This window comes from Paenibacillus koleovorans NBRC 103111 (assembly GCF_004000845.1).
Lineage (GTDB): Bacteria > Bacillota > Bacilli > Paenibacillales > NBRC-103111 > Paenibacillus_AA > Paenibacillus_AA koleovorans.
In genome coordinates this window covers 21,908-43,285 of sequence record NZ_BIMA01000002.1, presented here as the reverse complement: position 1 = coordinate 43,285, position 21,378 = coordinate 21,908, and the positions used below count along the sequence as shown (strand labels likewise).

At 57.1% G+C, this 21,378-nt stretch carries 21 protein-coding genes and 1 pseudogene; 15 read left to right on the top strand and 7 right to left on the bottom strand.

Annotation, left to right across the window (positions count from 1 at the left end; all coding sequences use genetic code 11):
• Positions 1 to 609: a YitT family protein gene (locus PKO02S_RS01255; protein WP_127579216.1), complete on the bottom strand. Its 609-nt coding sequence runs from the start codon at positions 607 to 609 to the stop codon at positions 1 to 3.
• Positions 610 to 742: 133 nt separating this feature from the next.
• Between PKO02S_RS01255 and PKO02S_RS01250 the strand changes: the two genes are divergently transcribed.
• The gene (locus tag PKO02S_RS01250) at positions 743 to 1,105 is read left to right on the top strand and encodes a hypothetical protein (protein ID WP_127579214.1); all 363 of its coding nucleotides are present in this window, start codon (positions 743 to 745) and stop codon (positions 1,103 to 1,105) included.
• Positions 1,106 to 1,180: 75 nt separating this feature from the next.
• Here the strand turns inward: PKO02S_RS01250 and PKO02S_RS01245 are convergent, their stop codons facing one another.
• Complete coding sequence (locus tag PKO02S_RS01245; RefSeq protein WP_127579212.1) at positions 1,181 to 2,203, bottom strand: helix-turn-helix transcriptional regulator; 1,023 nt, start codon at positions 2,201 to 2,203, stop codon at positions 1,181 to 1,183.
• Between the two features lie 126 nt (positions 2,204 to 2,329).
• On the opposite strand from PKO02S_RS01245, the gene PKO02S_RS01240 reads away from it, so the two are divergent.
• The gene (locus PKO02S_RS01240; protein WP_127579210.1) at positions 2,330 to 3,217 is read left to right on the top strand and encodes an SDR family oxidoreductase; all 888 of its coding nucleotides are present in this window, start codon (positions 2,330 to 2,332) and stop codon (positions 3,215 to 3,217) included.
• A 96-nt stretch (positions 3,218 to 3,313) separates the two neighbouring features.
• On the top strand, positions 3,314 to 4,918 hold the full coding sequence (locus tag PKO02S_RS01235; RefSeq protein ID WP_127579208.1) for a DEAD/DEAH box helicase: 1,605 nt from the start codon (positions 3,314 to 3,316) through the stop codon (positions 4,916 to 4,918).
• Between the two features lie 156 nt (positions 4,919 to 5,074).
• Here PKO02S_RS01235 and PKO02S_RS01230 read toward each other — a convergent pair whose 3' ends face one another.
• Both PKO02S_RS01230 and PKO02S_RS01225 read right to left on the bottom strand, forming a co-directional pair.
• Positions 5,075 to 5,662, bottom strand: coding sequence for an ASCH domain-containing protein (locus tag PKO02S_RS01230; RefSeq protein WP_127579206.1), 588 nt, complete (start codon positions 5,660 to 5,662; stop codon positions 5,075 to 5,077).
• A 71-nt stretch (positions 5,663 to 5,733) separates the two neighbouring features.
• On the bottom strand, positions 5,734 to 6,324 hold the full coding sequence (locus PKO02S_RS01225; protein ID WP_127579204.1) for an SOS response-associated peptidase: 591 nt from the start codon (positions 6,322 to 6,324) through the stop codon (positions 5,734 to 5,736).
• Between the two features lie 160 nt (positions 6,325 to 6,484).
• Between PKO02S_RS01225 and PKO02S_RS01220 the strand changes: the two genes are divergently transcribed.
• From PKO02S_RS01220 to PKO02S_RS33565, 6 genes are all read left to right on the top strand, one after another.
• Positions 6,485 to 7,441 carry an RluA family pseudouridine synthase gene (locus tag PKO02S_RS01220; protein WP_164821230.1) on the top strand — a complete coding sequence of 319 codons (957 nt, stop codon included), beginning with the start codon at positions 6,485 to 6,487 and terminating at the stop codon, positions 7,439 to 7,441.
• A 26-nt stretch (positions 7,442 to 7,467) separates the two neighbouring features.
• The gene (locus tag PKO02S_RS01215) at positions 7,468 to 8,145 is read left to right on the top strand and encodes a hypothetical protein (protein ID WP_127579199.1); all 678 of its coding nucleotides are present in this window, start codon (positions 7,468 to 7,470) and stop codon (positions 8,143 to 8,145) included.
• A gap of 10 nt (positions 8,146 to 8,155) precedes the next feature.
• A complete protein-coding gene (locus tag PKO02S_RS01210; protein ID WP_127579197.1) occupies positions 8,156 to 8,422 on the top strand; it encodes a hypothetical protein in 267 nt (88 codons plus the stop codon).
• Between the two features lie 64 nt (positions 8,423 to 8,486).
• The gene (locus PKO02S_RS01205; RefSeq protein WP_127579195.1) at positions 8,487 to 9,161 is read left to right on the top strand and encodes a tetratricopeptide repeat protein; all 675 of its coding nucleotides are present in this window, start codon (positions 8,487 to 8,489) and stop codon (positions 9,159 to 9,161) included.
• Positions 9,162 to 9,184: 23 nt separating this feature from the next.
• Positions 9,185 to 9,457 carry a hypothetical protein gene (locus tag PKO02S_RS01200; protein WP_127579193.1) on the top strand — a complete coding sequence of 91 codons (273 nt, stop codon included), beginning with the start codon at positions 9,185 to 9,187 and terminating at the stop codon, positions 9,455 to 9,457.
• Between the two features lie 63 nt (positions 9,458 to 9,520).
• Entirely contained in the window at positions 9,521 to 9,646 is a 126-nt protein-coding gene (locus PKO02S_RS33565) for a hypothetical protein (protein ID WP_281280394.1), read from the top strand.
• A 1-nt stretch (position 9,647) separates the two neighbouring features.
• Here the strand turns inward: PKO02S_RS33565 and PKO02S_RS01190 are convergent.
• Positions 9,648 to 9,824: pseudogene (locus tag PKO02S_RS01190) on the bottom strand (ANTAR domain-containing protein); the annotation flags it as partial.
• A 250-nt stretch (positions 9,825 to 10,074) separates the two neighbouring features.
• Here PKO02S_RS01190 and PKO02S_RS32180 point away from each other — a divergent pair.
• From PKO02S_RS32180 to odhB, 3 genes are all read left to right on the top strand, one after another.
• Entirely contained in the window at positions 10,075 to 10,218 is a 144-nt protein-coding gene (locus PKO02S_RS32180) for a hypothetical protein (protein ID WP_164821229.1), read from the top strand.
• Between the two features lie 1,041 nt (positions 10,219 to 11,259).
• Positions 11,260 to 14,187 carry a 2-oxoglutarate dehydrogenase E1 component gene (locus PKO02S_RS01185; RefSeq protein ID WP_127579192.1) on the top strand — a complete coding sequence of 976 codons (2,928 nt, stop codon included), beginning with the start codon at positions 11,260 to 11,262 and terminating at the stop codon, positions 14,185 to 14,187.
• Positions 14,180 to 15,511 (top strand): 2-oxoglutarate dehydrogenase complex dihydrolipoyllysine-residue succinyltransferase, encoded by a 1,332-nt coding sequence (odhB, locus tag PKO02S_RS01180; RefSeq protein WP_127579190.1) that lies wholly within the window; start codon positions 14,180 to 14,182, stop codon positions 15,509 to 15,511. The genes PKO02S_RS01185 and odhB overlap by 8 nt, the downstream gene beginning before the upstream one ends.
• Positions 15,512 to 15,536: 25 nt before the next feature.
• On the opposite strand, the gene xerS is transcribed toward odhB, so the two are convergent.
• Positions 15,537 to 16,616, bottom strand: coding sequence for a tyrosine recombinase XerS (xerS, locus tag PKO02S_RS01175; protein WP_127579188.1), 1,080 nt, complete (start codon positions 16,614 to 16,616; stop codon positions 15,537 to 15,539).
• Between the two features lie 224 nt (positions 16,617 to 16,840).
• Between xerS and PKO02S_RS01170 the strand changes: the two genes are divergently transcribed.
• Positions 16,841 to 18,157 carry a deoxyguanosinetriphosphate triphosphohydrolase family protein gene (locus PKO02S_RS01170; RefSeq protein ID WP_127579186.1) on the top strand — a complete coding sequence of 439 codons (1,317 nt, stop codon included), beginning with the start codon at positions 16,841 to 16,843 and terminating at the stop codon, positions 18,155 to 18,157.
• A 73-nt stretch (positions 18,158 to 18,230) separates the two neighbouring features.
• On the opposite strand, the gene PKO02S_RS01165 is transcribed toward PKO02S_RS01170, so the two are convergent.
• Positions 18,231 to 19,067: a 3'-5' exonuclease gene (locus tag PKO02S_RS01165; protein WP_127579184.1), complete on the bottom strand. Its 837-nt coding sequence runs from the start codon at positions 19,065 to 19,067 to the stop codon at positions 18,231 to 18,233.
• 166 nt (positions 19,068 to 19,233) lie between these two features.
• On the opposite strand from PKO02S_RS01165, the gene PKO02S_RS01160 reads away from it, so the two are divergent.
• Positions 19,234 to 20,070, top strand: a complete 837-nt coding sequence (locus PKO02S_RS01160) for a Gfo/Idh/MocA family oxidoreductase (RefSeq protein ID WP_127579182.1) — start codon at positions 19,234 to 19,236, stop codon at positions 20,068 to 20,070.
• A 137-nt stretch (positions 20,071 to 20,207) separates the two neighbouring features.
• A complete protein-coding gene (gene purT / locus PKO02S_RS01155) occupies positions 20,208 to 21,368 on the top strand; it encodes a phosphoribosylglycinamide formyltransferase 2 (RefSeq protein ID WP_127579180.1) in 1,161 nt (386 codons plus the stop codon).
• The last annotated feature ends 10 nt before the right edge of the window (positions 21,369 to 21,378 follow it).

The window sequence follows — 21,378 nt, the reverse complement described above, 5'->3', positions numbered from 1 at the left end:
TTATCGATGATAGCGGGCGTATTGGGACGGAGGCTTCCAGGTGCACAAGCCGGTGGCCATTCCGCCTGCGGAGATTGACATGACCGAGAGCAGGAACGTTTCTGCGGAGAAAAGAAAGCCCCCGATCGTCACGATGACGACATCGAGTCCGAACAATATAAATCCAACGTTGAAGCGTGACGAACGGGAAACGAAATGAGCGAGCAAGTCCGTCCCGCCGGTGCTCAGGTTGTAGCGGAGCATAATGCCGAAGCCGGTGCCGATCAAACCGCCGCCGATCATCGAGCTTACAGGAGGAGACAGCTCCACCAAATAGATGAAGTAATATTGGAAGGGCTGGGCTAGATCGATCAGTAGCCAGGAGATGATCAGTCCCTGCAGGCTGCTGAAGAACAAAGCCCGGTGCTTGAACCAGCTAAGGATGAAAAACGGGATGCTGCATATGACGCTGGCGAGACCGACTTTCATGTCCGTCAAATAGCTGACCATCAGCGCCATGCCGATGATCCCGCCATCGAGCACCTCGAAGGGGACGAGGAAAAAATTGATTCCGATCGCCAGCAGCATGCTGCCTGCGACGATCGCCGCCAAACGCTGAAGCCTGCGCATTCGAGCCCCTCCTTGTCCAAGGATATTTCATAAATTCATATGAACCGGAAAGCCCAAATATTCCCTCTTGCAACATCGACTGGAACTGGTAAGATGCACTAGTAGCCCATCGAGCGGAAGGGGAGGGAGTCGGTTGGGATCTAGAGTGCAAGCCGGTACGGCGACGGTGACGGCGTCCGGCATCGTATGCTGGGGAAGGCGCTATTCGCTGGCGCTCGCGGTTCGGGAACAATGGTTTGAACAGGCTGGACGAGAAGGCGAAGGCAGCTGGCAAATTCCGATTTATGTGGAGCTGCCGGAAATGAAGCTATACATAAGAAACGGGGACAGCTGGCTTCTCTGCGAACCGTTGGCCGAAACACAGGATAATCGTGAACACATAGAAAGTGAAATTAGAAAGTTCAGTCAATTGAAACAGCTGTGGTTAGAGCGAAGAAAAGCGGGAAATAACACTCGGCACCGTGTTTATTTCCCAGGCAAGCGCACTAATCGCTAAGAACCGCCATGTTACTGGCAGGCCGTGCCAGGTGCTGTCGATTGGCGCGAGCGCTAGTGCGGCGGGCCTGGACGGTTACTGCGGCTCCGGTCGGGGGAGAGGGGCGGAAGCAGGACTTTCGTACATGGCAAGTATCGCTGATGTGTGGCGAATTACCGCGAGACGGAGCTCTTCCGGCTCCAAAACCTGAATCCCGGCGCCATAACCGGCGAGAAACTGGATGGCGTAGGAGAGCGATTGGAAGTCGGCGGTGACCAGGAAATAATCGTTGTCGGCGGTCTCGTTCTCTATCCGTACGAACATCGTGTGTTTCAGTTTGTTTAGTGCCGGTTGGTTGATTCGCAAGGTCGTCATATATTTAGGCAGAGACGATTGCAGCTCTTGCTTGAATTGCTCCCAGTAGTGGGCGAGCTCGAATCCTTCCGGCCGATGAATCGGCTGGGGAAGGAGCTCCGCCGCTTCGATCCTGGATATTCGGAACGATTTGATCGTCGCGCTGTCTGGTTCTGCGGCGACCAGGTACCAGGTTTGTCCTTTCGCAACAAGGCCAAGCGGATGAACGATCCGTTTGGTCTTGTTCGTGTTGCCGGCTGGAGCGGCGTGGCCGGCTTCGCCGGGTTTGCGATAATGGAAGGCGACTTGACGCTCCTCCCAAACCGCCGTATGCAGCAGCTGCAGGGAAGGAACCTCTTCGCGGCGGCCGCTCCAGCCGGCACCGTCAATATGCAGCCGCTCCCTTGCGAAATCGGCGTCTCGTCGCAGCGAAGGCGACAGTGCAGCGGACAGCTTGCGCAGCGCAGCCTCCGATGCCGGCTCCATACCAAGCTCGCCGAGCATCCGTGCCGACAATGGGACGAACAAGCTGAACAGCTCGTCCTGCTTCAAGCCATTGAGCCGGAAATGATAATGTTCCTGCAGCACCCAGCCTCCATGCGCGCCTCGTTCCGCATAAACCGGAATGCCGGCGGCGCTTAACGCCTCCATGTCGCGATGAATGGTCCGCTCGGACACTTCCAGCCGGCGGGCCAATTCGTCCGCCGTCATTTTCCGGTGAACCTCCAGCAGCATCAAAATTGACAACAAACGATCCGCTCTCATCCTTGGTATGCCTCCTCCGCTCAGTATTTCTAGTTTAGCAGATGAATATGACAGGGGTTGTCGTATATCTAGGATACTCTAAGTTTGTAAGGGAAAGAAGTTGAGATTGGATGGAGGGTGCTAGGGATGAGCGGAAGGTTGAAAGGAAAAGTGGCCGTAGTTGCGGGAGCTACACGGGGAGCCGGGCGGGGTATCGCCGTTGCCTTGGGAGCTGAAGGCGCGACGGTATATGTGACGGGGCGAAGCGTTCGCGGCGGCAAGCCGGCGATAGAAGGGCGCGCGGAGACGATCGACGAGACGGCGGAGCTGGTGACGCAAGCCGGGGGTGTAGGCATTCCTATACGTGTCGATCATACCGTGGAGGAGGATGTCAAGCGATTGTTCGAGCGGGTGCGCGAGGAGCAGGGCGGTCGACTGGACATTTTGGTCAACGACGTATGGGGCGGCGATCCGCTGACGGTGTGGGGCCAGAAGTTCTGGGAGCATTCGCTTGAAAACGGGCTGCTTATGCAGCGGAATTGCATACATTCTCATATTATAACGAGCCATTACGGCGTCCCGCTCATGGTGGAGCGCAACCAAGGCTTAGTTATCGAGATAACGGATGGCACGGATTACGCGTATCGCGGCAATTTGTTTTACAGCTTGGTGAAAATTTCGAATATCCATTTGGCGGAAGCGATGGCGGCCGATTTGCGAGAGCATCATGTGACGGTCGTTGCGCTAACCCCGGGATTTTTACGGTCGGAGATGATGCTGGAGCTGTTCGGCGTGACCGAGGACAATTGGCGGGACGGCGCGCTCCGGGATCCGCATTTCATTGCGTCGGAGACGCCGGGATATATCGGGCGGGCAGTTGCCGCACTGGCTGCGGACCCTAATGTCGGGGAAAAAACGGGGAGGGTGCTCAGCACATGGGGACTGTCCGAGGAATACGATTTCGTCGATCGCGATGGGACGAGACCGCACTGGGGGCGCTATTATAAGAAGTACGTTTTGAAGGAAGAAGATTGATCGTAGAAGCGGCTGTTTACGTTTCGGGGGAAAGTAGGGTACACTGGGTTACTGAGAGCAGGCAAGAAGTTTGACCTGCATGAAGGAGCCGAACGTATGACCACTACTGCATTTTCCAAGCTTGGCTTGCGGCATGAACTGACGGAGGCGCTGCGGCGAAACGGACTTGTCCAGCCGACGCCGGTGCAAGAGCGTACATTGCCGGTAGCGTTGGCAGGGAACGATGTTATCGTCCAGGCGCAGACCGGAACCGGCAAGACGCTCGCTTTCGTGCTTCCGCTGCTGGAGCGAGTGAACCCCGAGCTGCCGCATGTGCAAGGGCTGATCGTAACCCCGACGCGGGAGCTGGCGATCCAGATTACGGATGAAGTGAAGAAGCTGAGCGGTGCCGTCGGGGTGACGGTGTTGGCCGCGTACGGCGGGCAAGATGTGACGGCGCAGCTGTTGAAGCTGAAGGAGGCGCCGCATCTGATCGTAGCGACGCCGGGTCGGCTGCTCGACCATCTTCGCCGGGAGTCGATTCGACTGGATCGGCTGTCGATGCTGGTGCTGGATGAAGCGGATCAGATGCTTCATATCGGCTATTTGCCCGAAGTAGAGGCGATAATCGAGCAGACTCCGGTCGTACGGCAGACGATGCTGTTCTCGGCTACGATGCCGGATCATGTGCGCCAACTGGCCGCCGACTACATGAGGAACCCGCAGGATATACGCGTGCTTGGGAAGCGGATTACCGTAGAAGGGATTCGGCAGGTGGTGGTTGAAACGACCGACCGGGCGAAACAATCCACATTGGTGAGTATGATTGAGAAGTGCCGGCCTTATTTGGCCGTCGTCTTCTGTCGGACGAAGATTCGCGCGAAAAAGCTGGCCGAGGCGCTGCTCGGGTATGGGCTCAATGTGGATGAGCTGCACGGCGATCTGACGCAAGCAAAGCGGGAGCAAGTGATGAAGCGATTTCGGGAAGCGGAGCTGCAGATCCTGGTGGCGACCGATGTTGCCGCGCGGGGACTCGACGTGGAAGGCGTCACGCATGTGTTCAATTACGACATCCCGCATGACGCGGAGAGCTACATTCATCGCATCGGCCGGACCGCGAGGGCGGGGCAGAAGGGGACGGCTATCACGCTCGCGGCGCCGCGGGATGCGATGTACCTCACGCAGATCGAGAAGGAGCTTGGGTTTGCACTGGAGCGCGAGCGGGGAACCGGGGCTGGCAACGGCGAGAATCGGGAGGCAGGTGGCGCTGGCGGTACCGGGCGAAATGCCGGGCGTGGCGGCTATCCGGGCGAGAGGCGGCAGCCGCGGCAAACGTCCGGCGACGCCAGGCGGCTCGGCGTCGCCAAGACTGAGCAAGGCAGGCCGCCTATTGCACGCGAGGGAAACGGCGGCAAACGGGAAGGCAGTCAGGGACCCGGGAACCGAAGCAGGGACCGCGGCCTCTCGGCGACGGGTTACTCGGGTGCTGGTGGAAACAAAGACGGGAGCGGCAGGAACCGGCGATCTGATGCCGGGTACACAGGAGCTGCGGATAGCAGAGCTCGAGTTGGTCGGGATCGCCGAGCGGAAGTTGGACGAACCGATGAAGGAGCAAAGAGAGGCACGAGCGGCGGGACGGGAGGATCACGGCATCAGCCCTCCTCTTCCTCCAAGCCAAGCCGCGGCGCTCGTCAGGGTCGCACGCCAAGAAGGGGACGCTGAATATCCAGCGTCCCTGCTTTTGGTGCGCCACGCATGGCTTAGCACGAACTGGCTGGTGAAGCCGGTTTGATCTCCAATTGAATACGGATATTCGAATACAATTGGCCGGTGGAAGTGAGTTGAGTTAGCTCAGTCCGTGCAAGCCAAAGAGCCGCTCTAGCTCAAGCCGAGCAGCTTCATCATCGCTTCGCCGCGCGGCGAAATGCGGTAGCCGGTTCCGAGGCTGATCGTCAAGCCCAAGTTCTTGAGCTTGCGTACGTTCAGCTTGAACGGCTCCGTCTCCATCCCTACCTGCTCGGCGAGCTCCGCCGCCCGGACGCCGGGATTCCGGCTCACGACGAGCAGCGTCTCACGGGTCCAGGCGCCGCGCGGGCTCGCCCGGTCGAGCCGATCCAGCTTGCGGACTAGCTCGTCTCCTTCGCCGAGATCCAACCGGTCTTGCTCGCGAAGCCGCTCGCGGGGATCGGCGCCGACTAGCCGCACCGCCATTCGATAGATCGTCCCTTCGGTGCTGAAGGAGTCGACTTCTTTCATCAGCGCTTCCACCGACGAATATCCCGCCAGCTCGGCTTCCTCGACGCGTATTTCCCCCGCCTCAACCCGCGCCACCATCACGATCTCAACAACACCTGCAACCGTCATAACGCGACTGCCCGGTTTCACTCGCAGTTGCTCCCACCTGCGAAACGCCAGTGTGATTCGGCCTTCCGCAATGCCTTCCGCGATCCGTTGTTTGAACAGCATCTGCACCGTTACCCCCATCAACCTTTATAGGAGTAGCGTATAAGGATGCCTCCAGGCTTGTCAAGCTCCTGCTAATGCACAACAACCGCCAGTGATTCCGATTCATAGGCGCGCAGCAGCGGCAGCAGCTCTTCGGTATCGGTCACCTTTCCATCCAGCCAACGGTTGATTCCGGATTCGTCCAGAATGGCCGGCATCCGCTCGGAGTAGGGCGAGACGGACCTGCTCGACCAAGTGGTCAGAATCGTCGCGCTGCGGTACTCGCTGCCGTCCGGGAAATCCCACACATCATACAAGCCGGCAATCCCGAACAGCCGCTGATCCGGAAATTTGTACTCGATCGTCTTGCTTGTTTTGCCTTCCTGCACCTCGCTGTAGAAAGCATCGCTCGGGATGACGCAGCGGCATTTGGCCAAATTCCGTTTGTAGCCTCGTTTCTCGTGAATCGTCTCGCTGGCCGCATTGATCGAGTCTTTGGCCCAGAACGGGAAGATGCCCCATGTGTAGCGGTCAAGCTTCAGCTGGTTCTCATCGGCGAACAGGACGGGAATCGGTTGTCGGGATTGCAGATCGCCTTTGGCGTAACTCAGCACAACTGGATCAATGGAGAAACGATCGGCGAGCTGCTGCGGCTCGGCTTGCAAGGAGAGTCTGGTGAACATGGCGTAATCCGCCTTTCTGGTCTAATATGGAATTCTGGTTGATATTACCGTCAGTATCTTCTGTTTCCTCCATAATATGCATAGGCTTGGCTTGAATCGGAGCACCCGGTAAGGTATGATCATGCTGATAAGCGAAGGTAGAGACAGGAGTGTTCCAAGCATGATAACCCGTACGGTGACCCATTCCGAGGGAGGCAAGCGGCTGCACCGGTATTTGCGCAATCTATTGCCGAACATCCCGCTCGGACAAATCTATAAGATGATCGATCAAGGCAAGGTGCGGGTGAACGGCAAGCGCAAAAATCAAAACTACGAAATGGCGGCCGGCGACGAGCTCCACATTTATATGGAGGAAGAGTCGTATCAGCAAGCAAGCGGCGGAGGCGACAAGGCGGTCAAAAAGCCGAAATTTGCAGGAATCAGCACGCAGATCGACGTAGTATACGAGGACACGGAGCTGCTGGTCGCGAACAAACCTGTCGGGCTGCTGACCCATCCGGATCAAGCCGAACAGCGCGACACGCTGATCAATCGGGTGCATGCGTATTTGTACAAAAAAGGCGAGCTGGACAGCGCCTACTTCCTGCCGGCGACGGCTAACCGGTTGGACCGCAATACGAGCGGGTTGGTCTTGATCGGCAAAACGGCCGGCATGCTGCATCAGCTGAACCAGTGGATTCAACGCCGCGAGATGGAGAAATATTATGTGACGATCGTGGAAGGCAAGCTTGCGAGAGAATCGACGATTGCGAAGCCCCTAACGCGGATAGAGAAAGAAAACCGAACGGCGATCGCCACGACCGCAGAAGAGAAGGAAACGGAGAAGGAAGCGGTGACGAAATTCCGGCCGCTCCATACAGCGAACGGGTACACGCTTGTCGAGGTCGAGCTGATCAGCGGTCGCACGCACCAAATTCGGACGCATTTCCAGAGCATCGGCCACCCGTTGTTAGGCGATATCAAATACGGCGGCCGAGAGGTGGCGGATGTAAATCATCAACTGCTGCATGCTTGGAAAATCGTCATGCCGGACGGCCGCAAGTTTGAATCGTTGCCTCCGGGTCAATTCGGTCGAATGCTGCGGCAGCTGGGGCTGACACTACCTACACACCAATGAGCTTGTCCAGGGTGGAGGTCGTTTTGTTGTCAGGCGTGGCGACAGAGTGGAGCTTCATGTTGCCGCTGAAGGAAGTCCTAGAAGCTCGATTCCGCGACGCTGGCCTGGAGACTCGCGTTCAATTGCTGCATCCGTATGGAGATTGGAATCGCCCGCTCTGGCGCCAGGTGGCGGAGGCACGGCGAGACATGTCTCGCCGTGCGCTTCATGCGGGGGCATCCGTTCGAGGCCGAGCTCTGGCGGATCAGCTGCTTGAAGGGCAAGAGCAAACCGGGGACCAGGATCGTGTGCTGGTGTTGATCGGCCATAGTGCGGGTGCTCTGGCTGCGATCCATACGGCAGCGGTGTTGAACAGAAGGGTAATCAGGCCGCCGATTATTATCCAGATCGGAGCGCCTAAGCTGGCCGTTCCACCGCACTTGAAGGCGACAACCGCCTATTACTATGGGGTTGATTCCACAAGTAAATCGAGAGATCCCGTCACGAGAATCGGCCATTGGGGCGGATGGCGCCGGTTGAGATCGGGGATACCGGTATGGGATCCACAGCTTCATGCACCAAGCGTAGTTGAGGAGCTCCGGTTGATGGGAGGACATCCGGACTACTTTCGCAGCGGCGAGCGGTTTAGGAGCTCGGCAGGGCAGACGAATCTGGAACGGACGATGGATGCAGTTTGGAAATATTTAATGACATTAATGAATTGAGGCGTAGGCGATGAAGCTATCGATCGTGCAAGCGGCAATGACGTATTCGAAGGGAGAAGGGTATTTGGGACGGGTTCATTTCACTGTGGAAACCCATGCCAAGCCCTACGAGATTACTTTGTTCAGCAAAAAAGGGCAAGAGTGGGAATATGCTCTTCTGTTCCTGAACGAATCCGGCAACGAGGAGCAGATTACAGCCGTAGAAGATTGGCTGGAGGAAGATGACGAAGCATTTGATCAATTGGTGCAGGCTTCACTAAATAGTTTACCTCGTTAATAATTATTCAAAAGGCTTACTTGAAAGTGGAGCGGCATCGCACCCATTAGCAGGAGGGGAACCTATGGGGAAAATATTGGTGTTCTTTTTGCTCTGGCGTTTTTTGGGCAATCCGTTTCTTGCGCTGCTAGTTTTGTTGGTCGTGTTGTATTTGATCGATCGCCGATTTATCGGGCTGACGCCGAGTCTCACGAAGCCGTTCCGCCGAAATCGCCGACTGTCGCAGCTTAGAAACGAATTAGCCGCTAATCCGCATGATTCCAGGAGCAAGGTGGAGGCTGCTCGACTGCTGATCGAGAAAAAGAAGTTCGCCGAAGCGCACGGGATGTTGGAGCAAGTGCTGCCGATCATGGAGGATTCCGCAGAAATTCGATATGAGCTGGGCTTGTGCAAGCTAATGCTCGGAGAGACGGCAGAAGGGGAGAAGCTGATCCGCGACAGTCTGGAGCGTAACCCCAGATTGAAATATGGGGAGCCATACTTGAAGCTGGGCGAGGCGTTCGCCACTTCGAAGCCGGAGCAAGCGGTACAGGATCTGCAGCAATTCCGCAGCGTGCAATCTTCCTCATGCGAGGCTTACTTCCGGATCGGCGTCTTGTACGAGCGGCTCGGACGCAAACAAGAGGCGGCGGAAGCGTTCCGCGAGACGGGGAACATCTACCGCAGCCTCCCGAAGTATAAGCGCAAATCGGAGCGGCGATGGGCGCTATTGGCTGCGTTGAAAAAACGCTCCGTGTAGAATTGCTGCCTGGGGGTTGATGTGTGAAGGAGGATCAGCCAGCCCGTATCGCCATCGCTTTTAGACATCCAAGCCATGTAGGGCGACTCGCCGAAACGAAGCAGCTTCTCTACGGTGTTGTACACGGTGCGAAGCCCAAGCTGGCGTCTCGTTTCGCGAAGAGCGCCAAGAGGAGGACACCAGCTCTCGGTCGGAACGAAGAGGAATCCGCTTTGCTCGGCGGCGGCAAGTCGCAAGCCGATAGAACGAACGCGCAGGGCAAGGTGGCGAAGAAGGAGCGGAGCCGTCCGTCATAAGGTCCCGCGCAATCGAGGCTGTCCGGCATCGGATAGCTTCGCCGATGAGGCTTCAGTGAATCGATGAACGCCAGGATCTCCTCCGGCGATTCCATCTTAATTCGTTCCGCGACGAGAATGGCGCCGATTTACACCGGAGTCGCGGTACCGTTCAAGATGCTGTCCGCCGCAAACCTCGCTTCCTCGTAAGTCAAATCCCGCGCTCCCCGTTCCCCGTCCCACTTCCTTCAACAAAGCGATCATCGTTTGCGGCCCCTTTGTTTTCTTCTTGCAGCAGCTGATACACTTTGACGATCGAGGTGGCGACATCGGCCATCCGTTTGCGCTCATTCATCGCCTGCTTCCGCAAAATGTCGTATGCTTCGGCCGGTCGGGCGCTCGTCATGAGCCCGGCTTCATCGTCTGCGTCGGTTTCGGCGGCGGCAGTCGGGAACTGTTGGTGTAGCAAGTAAACGGCGTCGAGAAATCACTTAACTACATTAACCTTTCTCTGGTGACGGGGAAAATCGGCCGGGCGGGCTGCAGCTACGGCGCCGTTACCGGGCAAGCGAACAGCCAAGGCGGCTGCGAGCATAGACAGTAGGCGGATCAGCTCCCGGGCTATCGACTCATCGAAAATGAGAGACCGTGTTCATGCCGTTCCACTGGGCGAGCAGCTGTCGGTGAATCAGCTCACGAGCGACGCGCTCGACCCGACGAGCCGGATGCCGGAGTTCAAGCTGTGCGCCGTCAAGATCGAGCGCGCTGAGGATTGGGGATAAGGTCTTGCTCTATTCCCTAATCTCCGCTCTCCAGGGAACCATTCCCTACGTCGCCCGCAGGGCGAGCGTCCCACCTCCTAGGTGTAGAAGATTTGTACAACTAGGAACCGAAATTGGCTTTCTCAGGACTCAGATGTACAAGATTTGTACAGCTGACACTGATTTAAGCGATTCAGATGTCTATTTATTATACTTGGACTGCGAAAACAGCCCGCTTTTGGGTGCAGTTGTACAAATCCTCTACAACTGCAGCCGAATTGGGGGCATTTTGAGCTTCAGATGTAGAATGGTTGTACATCTGATCCGAACGCGGAGCGCTTTCCCTACCCAACCGACCACTCCGCAATCAAGTCAAACTATATCTCGCCCCAACCGGAGCGGCCCTTATGAATCCAGGTTCAGAGGCTGTGAACCGATTTCCGACTCCAGCGTGCAGCAGGGCGTTCTATGAACCTAAGTACATAACTCGGGAAGCTGGCTTCTCGAGTTATGTACTTGAGTTCATAGTTGGGGAATTTCGGAGCAGGCTTGCGAAAAATGGTTCATACGGAGCGAAGTTTGGTTCAGACCGGACTAGAAAGGCAAGGTTACTTGGTCGGGAACGGGAGGGTGTGCTGCTAACGCAAAGGTTTGAGCTGAGAGTTACGCAAAATGCACAACGCGGTAGGGAACTCCAAGTAACCATCAGATCTCATCGTCAGCCTGCCGAGCATAAGAATAACCTGACCGGAAGTTCCCGGTCAGGTCATTAGTCGTTGAGTATCGTTTGGCGCCTTGATTTACCAATTAATCGACAGTCTCCCGCATAACGCTAGTTCGCCGTTCCGGCACTGTTGCGGCGAAACGGTTGTTTGCGTCTTATCGTTCTCGAAAATAGATCATTCCATTACGAAACAAATATTATTCGAGAACGATTGATTGGGGTAATATGGGAGCAAGAACCCTATTTTTCCTCGGCGCGCATTGGGATGGCTAAGGATGGAAAGGGTAAGTAACTGATAAGCTCCTATTATTATACAGAACGATTCGGAGGTATGTTTCATGCCGACTGAACAGTCGTCCATTTCTTCTCCCTGGCAGCATTATTATGGACCGAATCTGGGCTATGTCCTGGATATGTATGACCGCTACCTCGAGCAGCCGGAAACGGTCGATGCCGCGTTCCGCGAGCTGTTCGAGCAATGGGGGCCGCCGAGTGTCCCTACTGCCTTCTCTCTTCCGGAAAGGAAGGGAGGGGCTCCCGAGACGACTATCCTGTCGACAGGTCCACAAGCGAACGACCCCGTCTATTTGAAAAAAATCGTAGACGCCGGCAAGCTCGTCCGTAATATCAGAACTTACGGCCACTTGGCCGCACGAACCGATACGCTTGGCATCTCTGTCTCGACGGATTCCCGCTACATGGAGCCCGAGATGTATAGGCTCAGCGAAGCCGACTTGAAGGCGATCCCGGCCTCCCTCATCTGGGAGGAGGCGCCGGAAACGGTTCGCAACGGGTGGGAGGTGATCGGCAGGCTGCGCGACATTTATACGCAATCGATCGGCTTCGAGTTCGCGCATATCCATGCGGAGGACGAGCGGTTGTGGCTGCTTCGTCAAGTCGAGTCGGGGATGGCGGCGAAGCCGCTGCAGACGAAGGAGCGCACTGTCTTGCTGAATCGACTGATCGAGGTCGAGCAGTTCGAGACGTTTTTGCAGCGGGCTTTCGTCGGGCAAAAGCGCTTCTCCATCGAAGGAACGGATATGCTCGTGCCGATGCTGGACGAGATCGTCCGTGAGCTGGCGCATGACGGCGCCAACAACATTCTGATGGGGATGGCCCATCGGGGGCGGCTCAACGTGCTCGCGCATGTGCTGGGCAAGCCGTACAGCCATATTTTCTCCGAGTTCCACCACGCGCCTAATAAAGATTTGTTTCCGTCCGAAGGTTCGCTCGGCATCAACTTCGGGTGGACAGGCGACGTGAAATACCATTTGGGGGCGCATCGTTCGGTCAAATCGGGAGAGACAGTAGAGACGAGATTGACGCTGGCGAACAACCCTAGCCACCTGGAGTACGTGAACCCGGTTGTGCAAGGCTTCGCCCGCGCAGCCCAGGACGACCGCACGAAGGCAGGTTATCCGAAGGCGGATTTCGGCAGCGCAGCGGCTGTGCTGATGCATGGCGACGCCGCTTTTGCCGGAGAGGGCATCGTCGCCGAAACGTTGAACTTCAAGAAGCTGATCGGCTATGAGAGCGGAGGGACGATCCACATCATCGTGAACAATCGGATCGGCTTTACGACCGACAGCGACGATTCGCGTTCCACGCATTATGCAAGTGATTTGGCGAAAGGATACGAAATCCCGATCGTCCATGTTAATGCCGACGATCCTGAAGCCTGTATTGCCGCCGTTCGAATCGCTTGCGAGTACCGGACCCGTTTCCGCAAAGACTTCTTGATCGATCTGATCGGCTACCGGCGATTCGGCCACAACGAGACGGATGATCCGGGAACGACCCAGCCGCTTCAATATATGACGATTAACAAACACCCTCGTGTCGCAACGCTTTATGCCGATTCGCTTCAGGGTAAAGGGCTTGTAACGGCGGATCGGCTACAAACGATGCGGAATGACAATCTTGCAGTTCTGCAAAGTGCCCTGGATACGGTCAAGGAGGACGAGAAAAAGGAGCATCAACCGCATACGGAGGAAAAGGCTGGAGCTAGAAGAAGTCCGATGGAGGAGCATGTCACGTCCGTACCGCTCGATCGGCTTCAGACGATCAACGCCAATTTGTTGAAATGGCCGGAACCGTTCACCATCTACAACAAGCTTGAGCGCATCTTAAAGCGACGGGCCGAAGCGCTGCAGCCGGGCGGCAAGGTGGATTGGGGCTTGGCGGAGACGCTGGCGTTCGCAACGATTCTGGCGGACGGCAAGCCGATCCGGCTTAGCGGGCAGGACACCGAACGAGCGACGTTCGCTCACCGGAATCTAGTGCTGCACGATGCGGTGACGGGCGAAGGCTTCTGTCCGCTGCACACCCTTCCGGAAGCGCGAGCTTCGTTCGCGATCTATAACAGCCCCCTTGCTGAGGCGTCCGTGCTAGGCTTCGACTACGGCTATAATGTGTACGCCCCGGAGACGCTCGTCATCTGGGAAGCGCAGTACGGCGATTTCGCCAACGCGGCGCAAGTCATCATCGATCAGTTCATCTCGGCGGGACGCGGCAAATGGCAGCAGCATTCGGGTGTCGTCATGCTGCTCCCTCACGGTTATGAGGGACAAGGACCGGAGCACTCCAGCGCCAGGCTGGAACGATTCCTCACCTTGGCTGCCGAGGACAACATGACGATCGCCAACTTGACGTCGGCGGCACAGTACTTTCATCTGCTGCGCCGTCAGGCAGCGATCCCTCCGGGGGAAGAACTGCGCCCGCTGATTGTCATGTCGCCGAAGAGCTTGATCCGCAACGCCTATGTAGCGTCCGACCCGGTTGAGCTGAGCGAGGGCGTATTTCAGATGGTGCTGGAGCAGCCAGGGCTTGGCGATGAGCCGGAGCTAGTGGAACGGTTGGTGCTGTGCACGGGCAAAGTGGCGATCGATCTGGCGACTGCGCTGGACGAATCCGCGGACAAGCCGGATTGGAGCTGGCTGCATATCGCTCGGATAGAGCAGTTGTACCCGTTCCCGAAAAGCGATATCGAACGGCTGATCAGCCGATTCCCGAACTTGAAGGAAGTGTACTGGGTTCAAGAAGAGCCTCAGAACATGGGGGCGTGGAACTATGTCGAGCCTCGTATACTCTCCCGGGTCGGCGAGCATGTGGAAGTGCGGTACGTCGGCCGTCCGAAACGGTCGAGCCCGGCCAGCGGCTTCCAGCATGTGCATAATGCGGAGCAGAAGCGGATCGTTACAACTGCATTGAGCCGTAGCGACGGAATGACGATTGAGAAGGAGAAGGGGGATCACGACCATGAGTGACATTCGAGTACCCGAGATGGGCGAATCGATCGTCGAAGGCACGATCACGAAGTGGCTGGTGAAGGAAGGCGACTCCGTTCAAGTAGGGGCCATGCTCGCAGAACTGGAGACGGATAAAGTGAACATAGAGATCAACGCCGAGGTAGCGGGGACGATTGATCAAATCCTGCGCCAGGAAGGCGACACCGTGCAAGTAGGTGAAACGATCGGCCGAATCGGCGCAGGAGCTGTAGCTGTAGCTGAGGCCGGCGCTAACGCCGGCGGTGCGGCGAGCCCGGCTACGTCGGCCAACGGCACTGCAGTAGCGGCCGGCAACTCCGCCACGGCAAGTGAGGCGATACAGCCGGAGCCGCCGAGCGACGCGCCTCCTGCGCCGTCAGCTCCGGCCGCGGCTGCCGCCGCCACTGCCGGCGGCAGCGTGCTGGCCTCTCCCGGCGCTCGCAAGCTCGCTCGGGAGAAAGGCATCGACCTGGCCGCCGTGCAGCCGAACGACCCGATGGGTCGCATCCGCCAGGGCGAGATCAACACCTTCGCGGCGCCGTCCATCGCGCCGCCGCCGGCCCAACCCCGCGCGGCTGCAGCAACGCCTGCCGCCGCCGCACCAATAGTCGCTCCATCCGGCAAGCCGGAGGAGCGGCGCAAAATGACCCGCCGCCGCCAAACGATCGCCACGCGCCTCGTCGAGGCGCAGCGCACGGCGGCGATGCTGACAACCTTCAACGAGATCGACATGACCGCGATTCTCGACATCCGCAAACGACGCAAGCAGTCGTTCCTCGAGAAACACGACATCGGCCTGGGCTTCATGTCGTTCTTCACGAAGGCCGTCATCGGCGCCTTGAAAGCATTCCCGCTGCTTAACGCGGAAATCCAAGGGGACGAGATCGTCGTGAAAAACTACTACGACATCGGCATCGCCGTCTCCGCCAAGGAAGGGCTCGTCGTACCGGTCGTGCGCGACGCGGACCGGCTGAGCTTCGCCGGCATCGAGAAGCGGATCGCCGAGCTCGCCGAGAAAGCGCGCTCGAATTCGCTTGGGCTCGCCGATCTGCAAGGCGGCACGTTCACGATTACGAACGGCGGCGTATTCGGCTCGCTCTTGTCGACACCGATCTTGAACGCGCCGCAGGTCGGCATCCTCGGGATGCACAAAATTCAACTGCGGCCAGTCGCGATCGACGCGGAACGTATGGAGAACCGCCAAATGATGTACGTGGCGCTCTCTTATGACCATCGAATCGTCGACGGTGCGGAAGCGGTGCGGTTCCTCGTCACGCTCAAGCAGCTGCTGGAGGATCCGGAGTCGCTGCTGCTGGAAGGTTAACCGACACGCGAGTCAGCTCACACGCTCACTCCCCGCGCTTGTCAATTGCTTCGGCCATCGTCTTGTCCGTCAGATGCGCATAGATTTGCGTCGTCTCCGGCGAGGCGTGGCCGAGCTGCTCCTGGGTTTTGTACAAGTCGTTCCGCAAGTAATAGTCGGTCGCGAACGAGTGGCGCAGCTTGTGGACGGACAGGAACGGCTTGCCGAAATACTTTGCGTACTTGATTACAAGCTCCTGGATGGCGCGTTTCGTCATTCGTTTGCCTTGCTTCGAGCCGTTCGCTACGGCCAGGAACAAGGCTTTTTCACGTTTCTCCGGGGTGTAGCGCAACGCTCTTAGCTCCAGATAGGCTTGCAGCTCCTCTATCGCATCCTGGCGGAAGTACACAGGCGTTTTGAACGTCTCGTCGTTTTTCCCTTTTCGGTACACATGCACCAGCTTTTTTTTCAAATCCAGATCGTCCACGTTCAAATTGACCAGCTCCGACACCCGTAGCCCCGAGTTCAGGATGAGACTGATGATACAAATATCCCGAACCCGATTGCGTTCATAGGAATAAGCAGCTTGCTTATTGTTCGCGACGGCGCCTGGGTAGCCTTGTTTCACATATTCGATAAACTCCAGAATCTCAGCTTCCTGCAACAGCTTGCCCTCGAGTTTGGCGGCTGTATCCTTCGGCTTGTGCGTGCGTTTGATTTCCACCTTCGCCATAATGTTGCGCTTGAGCAGCGGATAATAATTCTCATCCTCGGCGATTTGACTCAAGTAGTGGAAGAGGGACCGCAACGAAGAGAGCTTCCGTGAAATCGTCGTTCTCGAGTTGGCTTGCTCTTTGCGCGTGGCGAGGAACATCTTATAGTGATCGATCTCGTCCATCCGGAGCCGCTCCAGCACCTCGATCGGTATGGCGCGAATCGCCTGGGCGTCGCTTAACCCTTCGGCCAGCAGCCAGGAGAAAAACGTTTCGTAGTCGCGCACATATTCCAGAAGGGAGGAAGGAGAGAGGTCGGGCAGCTTGTAATTGATAAATTTCTCGACGTACCACGGCATGGAAGGCACCTTCTTGTCCAGCTCCTGCCGGTCTTTCAGCTTGATAACGTTCATACGGCGATACACCTCCAAAGGCAAATCTGTCCGATCTGGATCCCTTTCCATTATAAAGCTTGGCTGCCGGTAAAAATACCCTGCGTCTTCCGAAAAGCTCGAGTGTTACAGGGCAGAGGATCAAAATGCGGATACAAGCCGGCTCCCGCTTGTTTTCGCAATGTCACGTTTGCTATCATATGTTAGCAGTAGGATCGTACGTGAAAGTTCGGAGGGTGTACTAGATGAACATCAGAAAGCTAAGGCTTCACGATTTCGACCATCTCCATTCCAGCGAAAACCGGGACGAGTATGAGAAGGATTACGCGCGGTTAATCCAATCGCCGGCGTTCCGCAGGCTGCAGGGGAAATCGCAGGTTTTCGGCGCTGGCACGGGGGATTATTACCGGACAAGGCTCACTCATTCGATAGAAGTGTCGCAAATTGCTCGGGAGGTGGCGCGCAGACTCGGGAACAGCTATCCGTTTCTCGCCAAACGAGAACATCCCGGGCTGCTCATCGAGCCGGAGGTTGTGGAGTGTGCATCGCTCGCTCATGATCTTGGGCATCCGCCGTTCGGCCACAAGGGGGAAGAGGTGCTGAATGAGCTGCTGACCCAGGAACACGGCCTGAAGTACGAGGGCAACGCGCAAAATTACCGGATTCTGATGTTTCTCGAGAAACGGGCCGGCAGCGACAGCGGGCTAGATCTGACGGCGGCGGTGCTGCTCGCGATCAATAAGTATCCTTATTGCATCGATGAGCCGGGGCGCGTGAAAGGGATGTACCGGAGCGAGTGGGAGTCGATCCATCAGCTGCGCCAGCAATGGGGGATGCCGGAAGGCTGCGCCACGCTGGAAGCCCAGCTTATGGACCTGTGCGACGACATCGCTTACTCCACGCACGACATCGAGGACGGGATTCGCGCCGGCAAAATTCAGATGAACCGCACGCTGTTCGAGGACGACCGGATGGTGGACGACGTGGTTAAGGAGATCGAGGAGGATCCCGGCCACGATAAAATGCAATGGGGCGCCATCGATTTGCCGCTTATGGTTAAACAGGTGCTCGTGCAATTTCTCCAAGAGTGGGAAGCGATCTACATGGAGTGCAACCGCGAGCCTTCCCGTACGCGCCGCGAGCTGAAAGCCCGCTGGGTGCGGCGGTTCGCCAACCAAGTCGGCATCATCGACGATCCGAGCACGGGGTGGAAACGAGTGACGCTGACGCGCGACGGCCAGCAGGACCTGGATTTGCTGCGCACGATGGAGATTCTGAAAAAGCTGGCGTGGGTTACTCTGATTAAGGACTTCCGGGTGCAACGGCTGCATAAACGAAGCGAGATCATGATTCATCGGCTGTGGGACAGCTTCAAGGACGAAGCGCATGGCCGACTTATTTTGCCCCGGGACTGGATCGACACCTACGAGCAGCAGAAGGGCAAGTGGACGTGGCAGCGTATGGTGGCCGACTATATCGCCGGGATGACGGATGCGTATGCGGAGAAAGTGTACACGGAGTTTTATGCCAGCCGGCCGGGGTCGATTTATGAGATGGATTAGATCCGTATAGCCCCAGGCGTTATGTGCTCAAAAAAAAGTGCGGAGCCGTTCGCTGCCCCGCACTTTCTGCAATTTACTCCTCATCGCCAGCGTCGTCCGCGCTCAAGTCTTCCGATCCGCCCCCGGCTGCATCCCCGTTCAGCACATTGCCGCCAATCCGAACCGGCTTCGCCAGCGCCTCCTCGCAATATTGACGCAGCTCCTCTACCTTACGCGGATCGTCCAGAGGAATTTTGTCCTTCAAATATTTCTCGTACACCAGCTCCCAGGTCGGTGTTTTTTTGTGCATCGTGAGGGTGCGGATCGCCATCTTGACCAGGCGCCGTTCCTTGGCGTTCGAGAACACGTCCCTATAACGCTGCGCCTCCTCGAAGTGGAGTGAAGGGAAGACGCGCCGGAACACCTCCGCCGTCATCTTCGCATCCTCGAGCGCCCGATGGGCGGTGCCGTCGGACTCAATGCCAAGCTCGAGCATCGCGGCTTCGACGCTGACGTCGTTTTTCAACTGCTTGAACCGCAGATAGCCTTTCAACAAATCGTAATAGTCGGCCTGCAGCCAGAGGGTATCGTCGAGCTTATGCAGCCGCGTGTCCTGCACGATCCGTTTCATATCCTCGCCGCCCCAAGTGACGAGCATGTACTTGTCGCTGCGAGAGAGCCAGTCGATGAATGCCTGGATGACCTTCGGGAAACGTTCGGCCCGGTCGATGCCTTCTTGGGGGATGCCGGTCTTTTTCTTAATGAAGCTGTTCAGCTTGGCAAAATAAAGGGGGCGGATCAGACAAGAAAACTCGTCGACAACACGCAGCTGTTCGTCCAGCCGGACGGCGCCGATCTCCAGCACTTCCATGGGCAATTCACTGGCAAACTTCCGCCCGTTGAACTCGATATCCAATATAATATAATCCAACTCGCACAATCCTCCGATCTGTCGCTTCCGTTCTCCATTTTACCATAAAGCAATCAAATTTATAGCTTTGGACTTGAGAATCGGGTACCCGCTCCGCTTCTCCGATGTTACAATGTGGCTGAGGGAATGAGTGGACACACATATCTCCGGAACGGAAGGGACCTGCATGAAGAAAATTGGATTCATCGATTATTATTTGGACGAATGGCACGCGCTAAAATATCCCGGCTGGATCGAAGAAGCGACAAACGGCGCAATGAAGGTAGCATATGCCTACGGGTTGAGCGACTCGCCGACCGGCAAGACGAACGCCGCTTGGTGCGGGGAAAAGGGCATCGAGCTGCTGACGACCATCGAGGATGTGGTGGAGCGAAGCGATTACTTGATCGTGCTGTCGCCGGATCATCCGGAATACCATGAGCGGCTGGCGCAGCTGCCTCTGAAATCCGGGAAACCGACTTACATCGATAAAACGTTCGCGCCGGACCGGGCGACTGCGCTGCGTCTGTTCGAGCTCGCCGACAAACACGCGACGCCGATGTTCTCATCCTCTGCGCTGCGTTTCGCAAGCGAGTATAGGGAGGCGAATCGCGAGGGCATCGAGACGATCCTCAGCGTAGGGCCGGGGCGCTTCGACAACTATGCGATTCATCAGGTCGAGCCGATTGTGTCGCTGATGGGGACGGATGTGAAGCGCGTCATGTTCACGGGAACGTCTCACTCGCCTGCCCTGCTGATCGGATTCGCCGACGGACGTCAAGCGACTGTCAACCATTTCGGCTGGGAATGTCCGTTCGGGCTCACCGTGAACTATCAGGCCGGTCAAGCGGCGGTGTTGAAGCCGGAATCGAACTTTTTCCAGCTGTTTATTCGCGATCTGGCATCATTCTTCGAAACCAAGAAAATCAAGGTCGATTCCGCGGAGACGATCGCGATTATGACGATTCTCGAGTACGGCCATCGTGCCGGTCTGACCCCGCATCAGTGGGTACAGCTTCCATAGTAGAATAGTACGAGCCGCTTTTCCGGAACAATCGACTTGGAGCCCATTGCAATTCGCCGACGAAACCTGTATGATCGTGCTGACAAGTGGGCGAAATCGCGGCGAAAAGCGAATGAACCTGACGGAGGGAGAACAAAATGTACGTAACTAAGAAGTTGATGCTGCTCGGCTCCGGCGAGCTCGGCAAGGAAGTGATCATTGAGGCGCAGCGCCTGGGTGTAGAGACGATCGCCGTTGACCGCTATGCGGATGCTCCTGCGATGCATGTGGCGGATCGCAGCTATGTGATCAACATGCTCGATGCGGAGAAGCTGCGCGAGCTGATCGAACGGGAGAAGCCGGATCTGATCGTGCCCGAGATCGAAGCGCTCGCGACAGCGGAGCTGGTGAAGCTGGAGGAGGAAGGATTCCGGGTCATCCCAACCGCTAGAGCAGCTAAGCTGACGATGGACCGCGAGGGCATTCGCCGGCTCGCTTCCGAGACGCTGGAATTGCCTACGGCCGGCTACAAGTTTGCCGATACGTACGAGGAATTCACCCAAGCAGTCCAGGAAACCGGCTATCCATGCGTGATCAAGCCGCTAATGAGCTCCTCGGGCAAAGGCCAAAGCGTCTGCCGCAGCGCTGCCGACATCGAGAAATGCTGGACGATCGCGATGGAAGGCGGACGCGTTCAGAACGGTCGGGTCATTATTGAGGAGTTCATCCGCTTCGAGTCCGAGATTACGCTGCTCACCATTCGTTCGGTTAATGGGACAAGCTTCTGCGCTCCGATCGGGCATATCCAGGAGAGCGGCGACTATATCGAGTCGTGGCAGCCGCATGCGATGTCGGAGCAGCAGCTCGAGGAAGCGAAGCATATCGCGAAGACGATTACGGATGAGCTCGGCGGCTATGGTTTGTTTGGCGTAGAGCTATTCCTGGCGAAGGATAGAGTGTATTTCAGCGAAGTTTCTCCCAGACCGCATGACACCGGTTTGGTCACGCTCGTCACGCAGAACTTGTCCGAATTCGCCTTGCATGTGCGCGCCATATTGGGCTTTCCGATTCCGGAAATCGCGCTGATCACACCGGGAGCGAGTCGTCCTCTTAAGGCGGATCAGGAACTCGAGACGTACAAGATCGCCGGCGTCGCGGATGCGTTGGCCGTGCCTTACACGCAAGTGCGCGTCTTCGGCAAGCCGGTGACGAAGGTAGGCCGTCGCATGGCGGTCGCGCTGTCCTCGGCTTCGACAGTCGAAGAAGCTCGTACACGCTCCAAACAAGCCCTTGACTGCCTGGCCATCGAAGAAGCATAAACAAAACCTC

Bases quoted from the DNA above. Each gene is read 5' to 3' on its own strand.
- PKO02S_RS01185 (WP_127579192.1), top strand. From the start codon at position 11,260: ATGCCGACTGAACAGTCGTCCATTTCTTCTCCCTGGCAGCATTATTAT.
- PKO02S_RS01230 (WP_127579206.1), bottom strand. From the start codon at position 5,662: ATGCTGTTCAAACAACGGATCGCGGAAGGCATTGCGGAAGGCCGAATC.
- PKO02S_RS01205 (WP_127579195.1), top strand. From the start codon at position 8,487: ATGGGGAAAATATTGGTGTTCTTTTTGCTCTGGCGTTTTTTGGGCAAT.
- xerS (WP_127579188.1), bottom strand. From the start codon at position 16,616: ATGAACGTTATCAAGCTGAAAGACCGGCAGGAGCTGGACAAGAAGGTG.
- PKO02S_RS01240 (WP_127579210.1), top strand. From the start codon at position 2,330: ATGAGCGGAAGGTTGAAAGGAAAAGTGGCCGTAGTTGCGGGAGCTACA.
- PKO02S_RS01210 (WP_127579197.1), top strand. From the start codon at position 8,156: ATGAAGCTATCGATCGTGCAAGCGGCAATGACGTATTCGAAGGGAGAA.
- PKO02S_RS01255 (WP_127579216.1), bottom strand. From the start codon at position 609: ATGCGCAGGCTTCAGCGTTTGGCGGCGATCGTCGCAGGCAGCATGCTG.
- PKO02S_RS01170 (WP_127579186.1), top strand. From the start codon at position 16,841: ATGAACATCAGAAAGCTAAGGCTTCACGATTTCGACCATCTCCATTCC.
- PKO02S_RS01235 (WP_127579208.1), top strand. From the start codon at position 3,314: ATGACCACTACTGCATTTTCCAAGCTTGGCTTGCGGCATGAACTGACG.
- PKO02S_RS01245 (WP_127579212.1), bottom strand. From the start codon at position 2,203: ATGAGAGCGGATCGTTTGTTGTCAATTTTGATGCTGCTGGAGGTTCAC.
- PKO02S_RS01225 (WP_127579204.1), bottom strand. From the start codon at position 6,324: ATGTTCACCAGACTCTCCTTGCAAGCCGAGCCGCAGCAGCTCGCCGAT.
- PKO02S_RS33565 (WP_281280394.1), top strand. From the start codon at position 9,521: ATGAACGCCAGGATCTCCTCCGGCGATTCCATCTTAATTCGTTCCGCG.
- PKO02S_RS01220 (WP_164821230.1), top strand. From the start codon at position 6,485: ATGATAACCCGTACGGTGACCCATTCCGAGGGAGGCAAGCGGCTGCAC.
- PKO02S_RS32180 (WP_164821229.1), top strand. From the start codon at position 10,075: ATGAGAGACCGTGTTCATGCCGTTCCACTGGGCGAGCAGCTGTCGGTG.
- PKO02S_RS01160 (WP_127579182.1), top strand. From the start codon at position 19,234: ATGAAGAAAATTGGATTCATCGATTATTATTTGGACGAATGGCACGCG.
- odhB (WP_127579190.1), top strand. From the start codon at position 14,180: ATGAGTGACATTCGAGTACCCGAGATGGGCGAATCGATCGTCGAAGGC.
- purT (WP_127579180.1), top strand. From the start codon at position 20,208: ATGTACGTAACTAAGAAGTTGATGCTGCTCGGCTCCGGCGAGCTCGGC.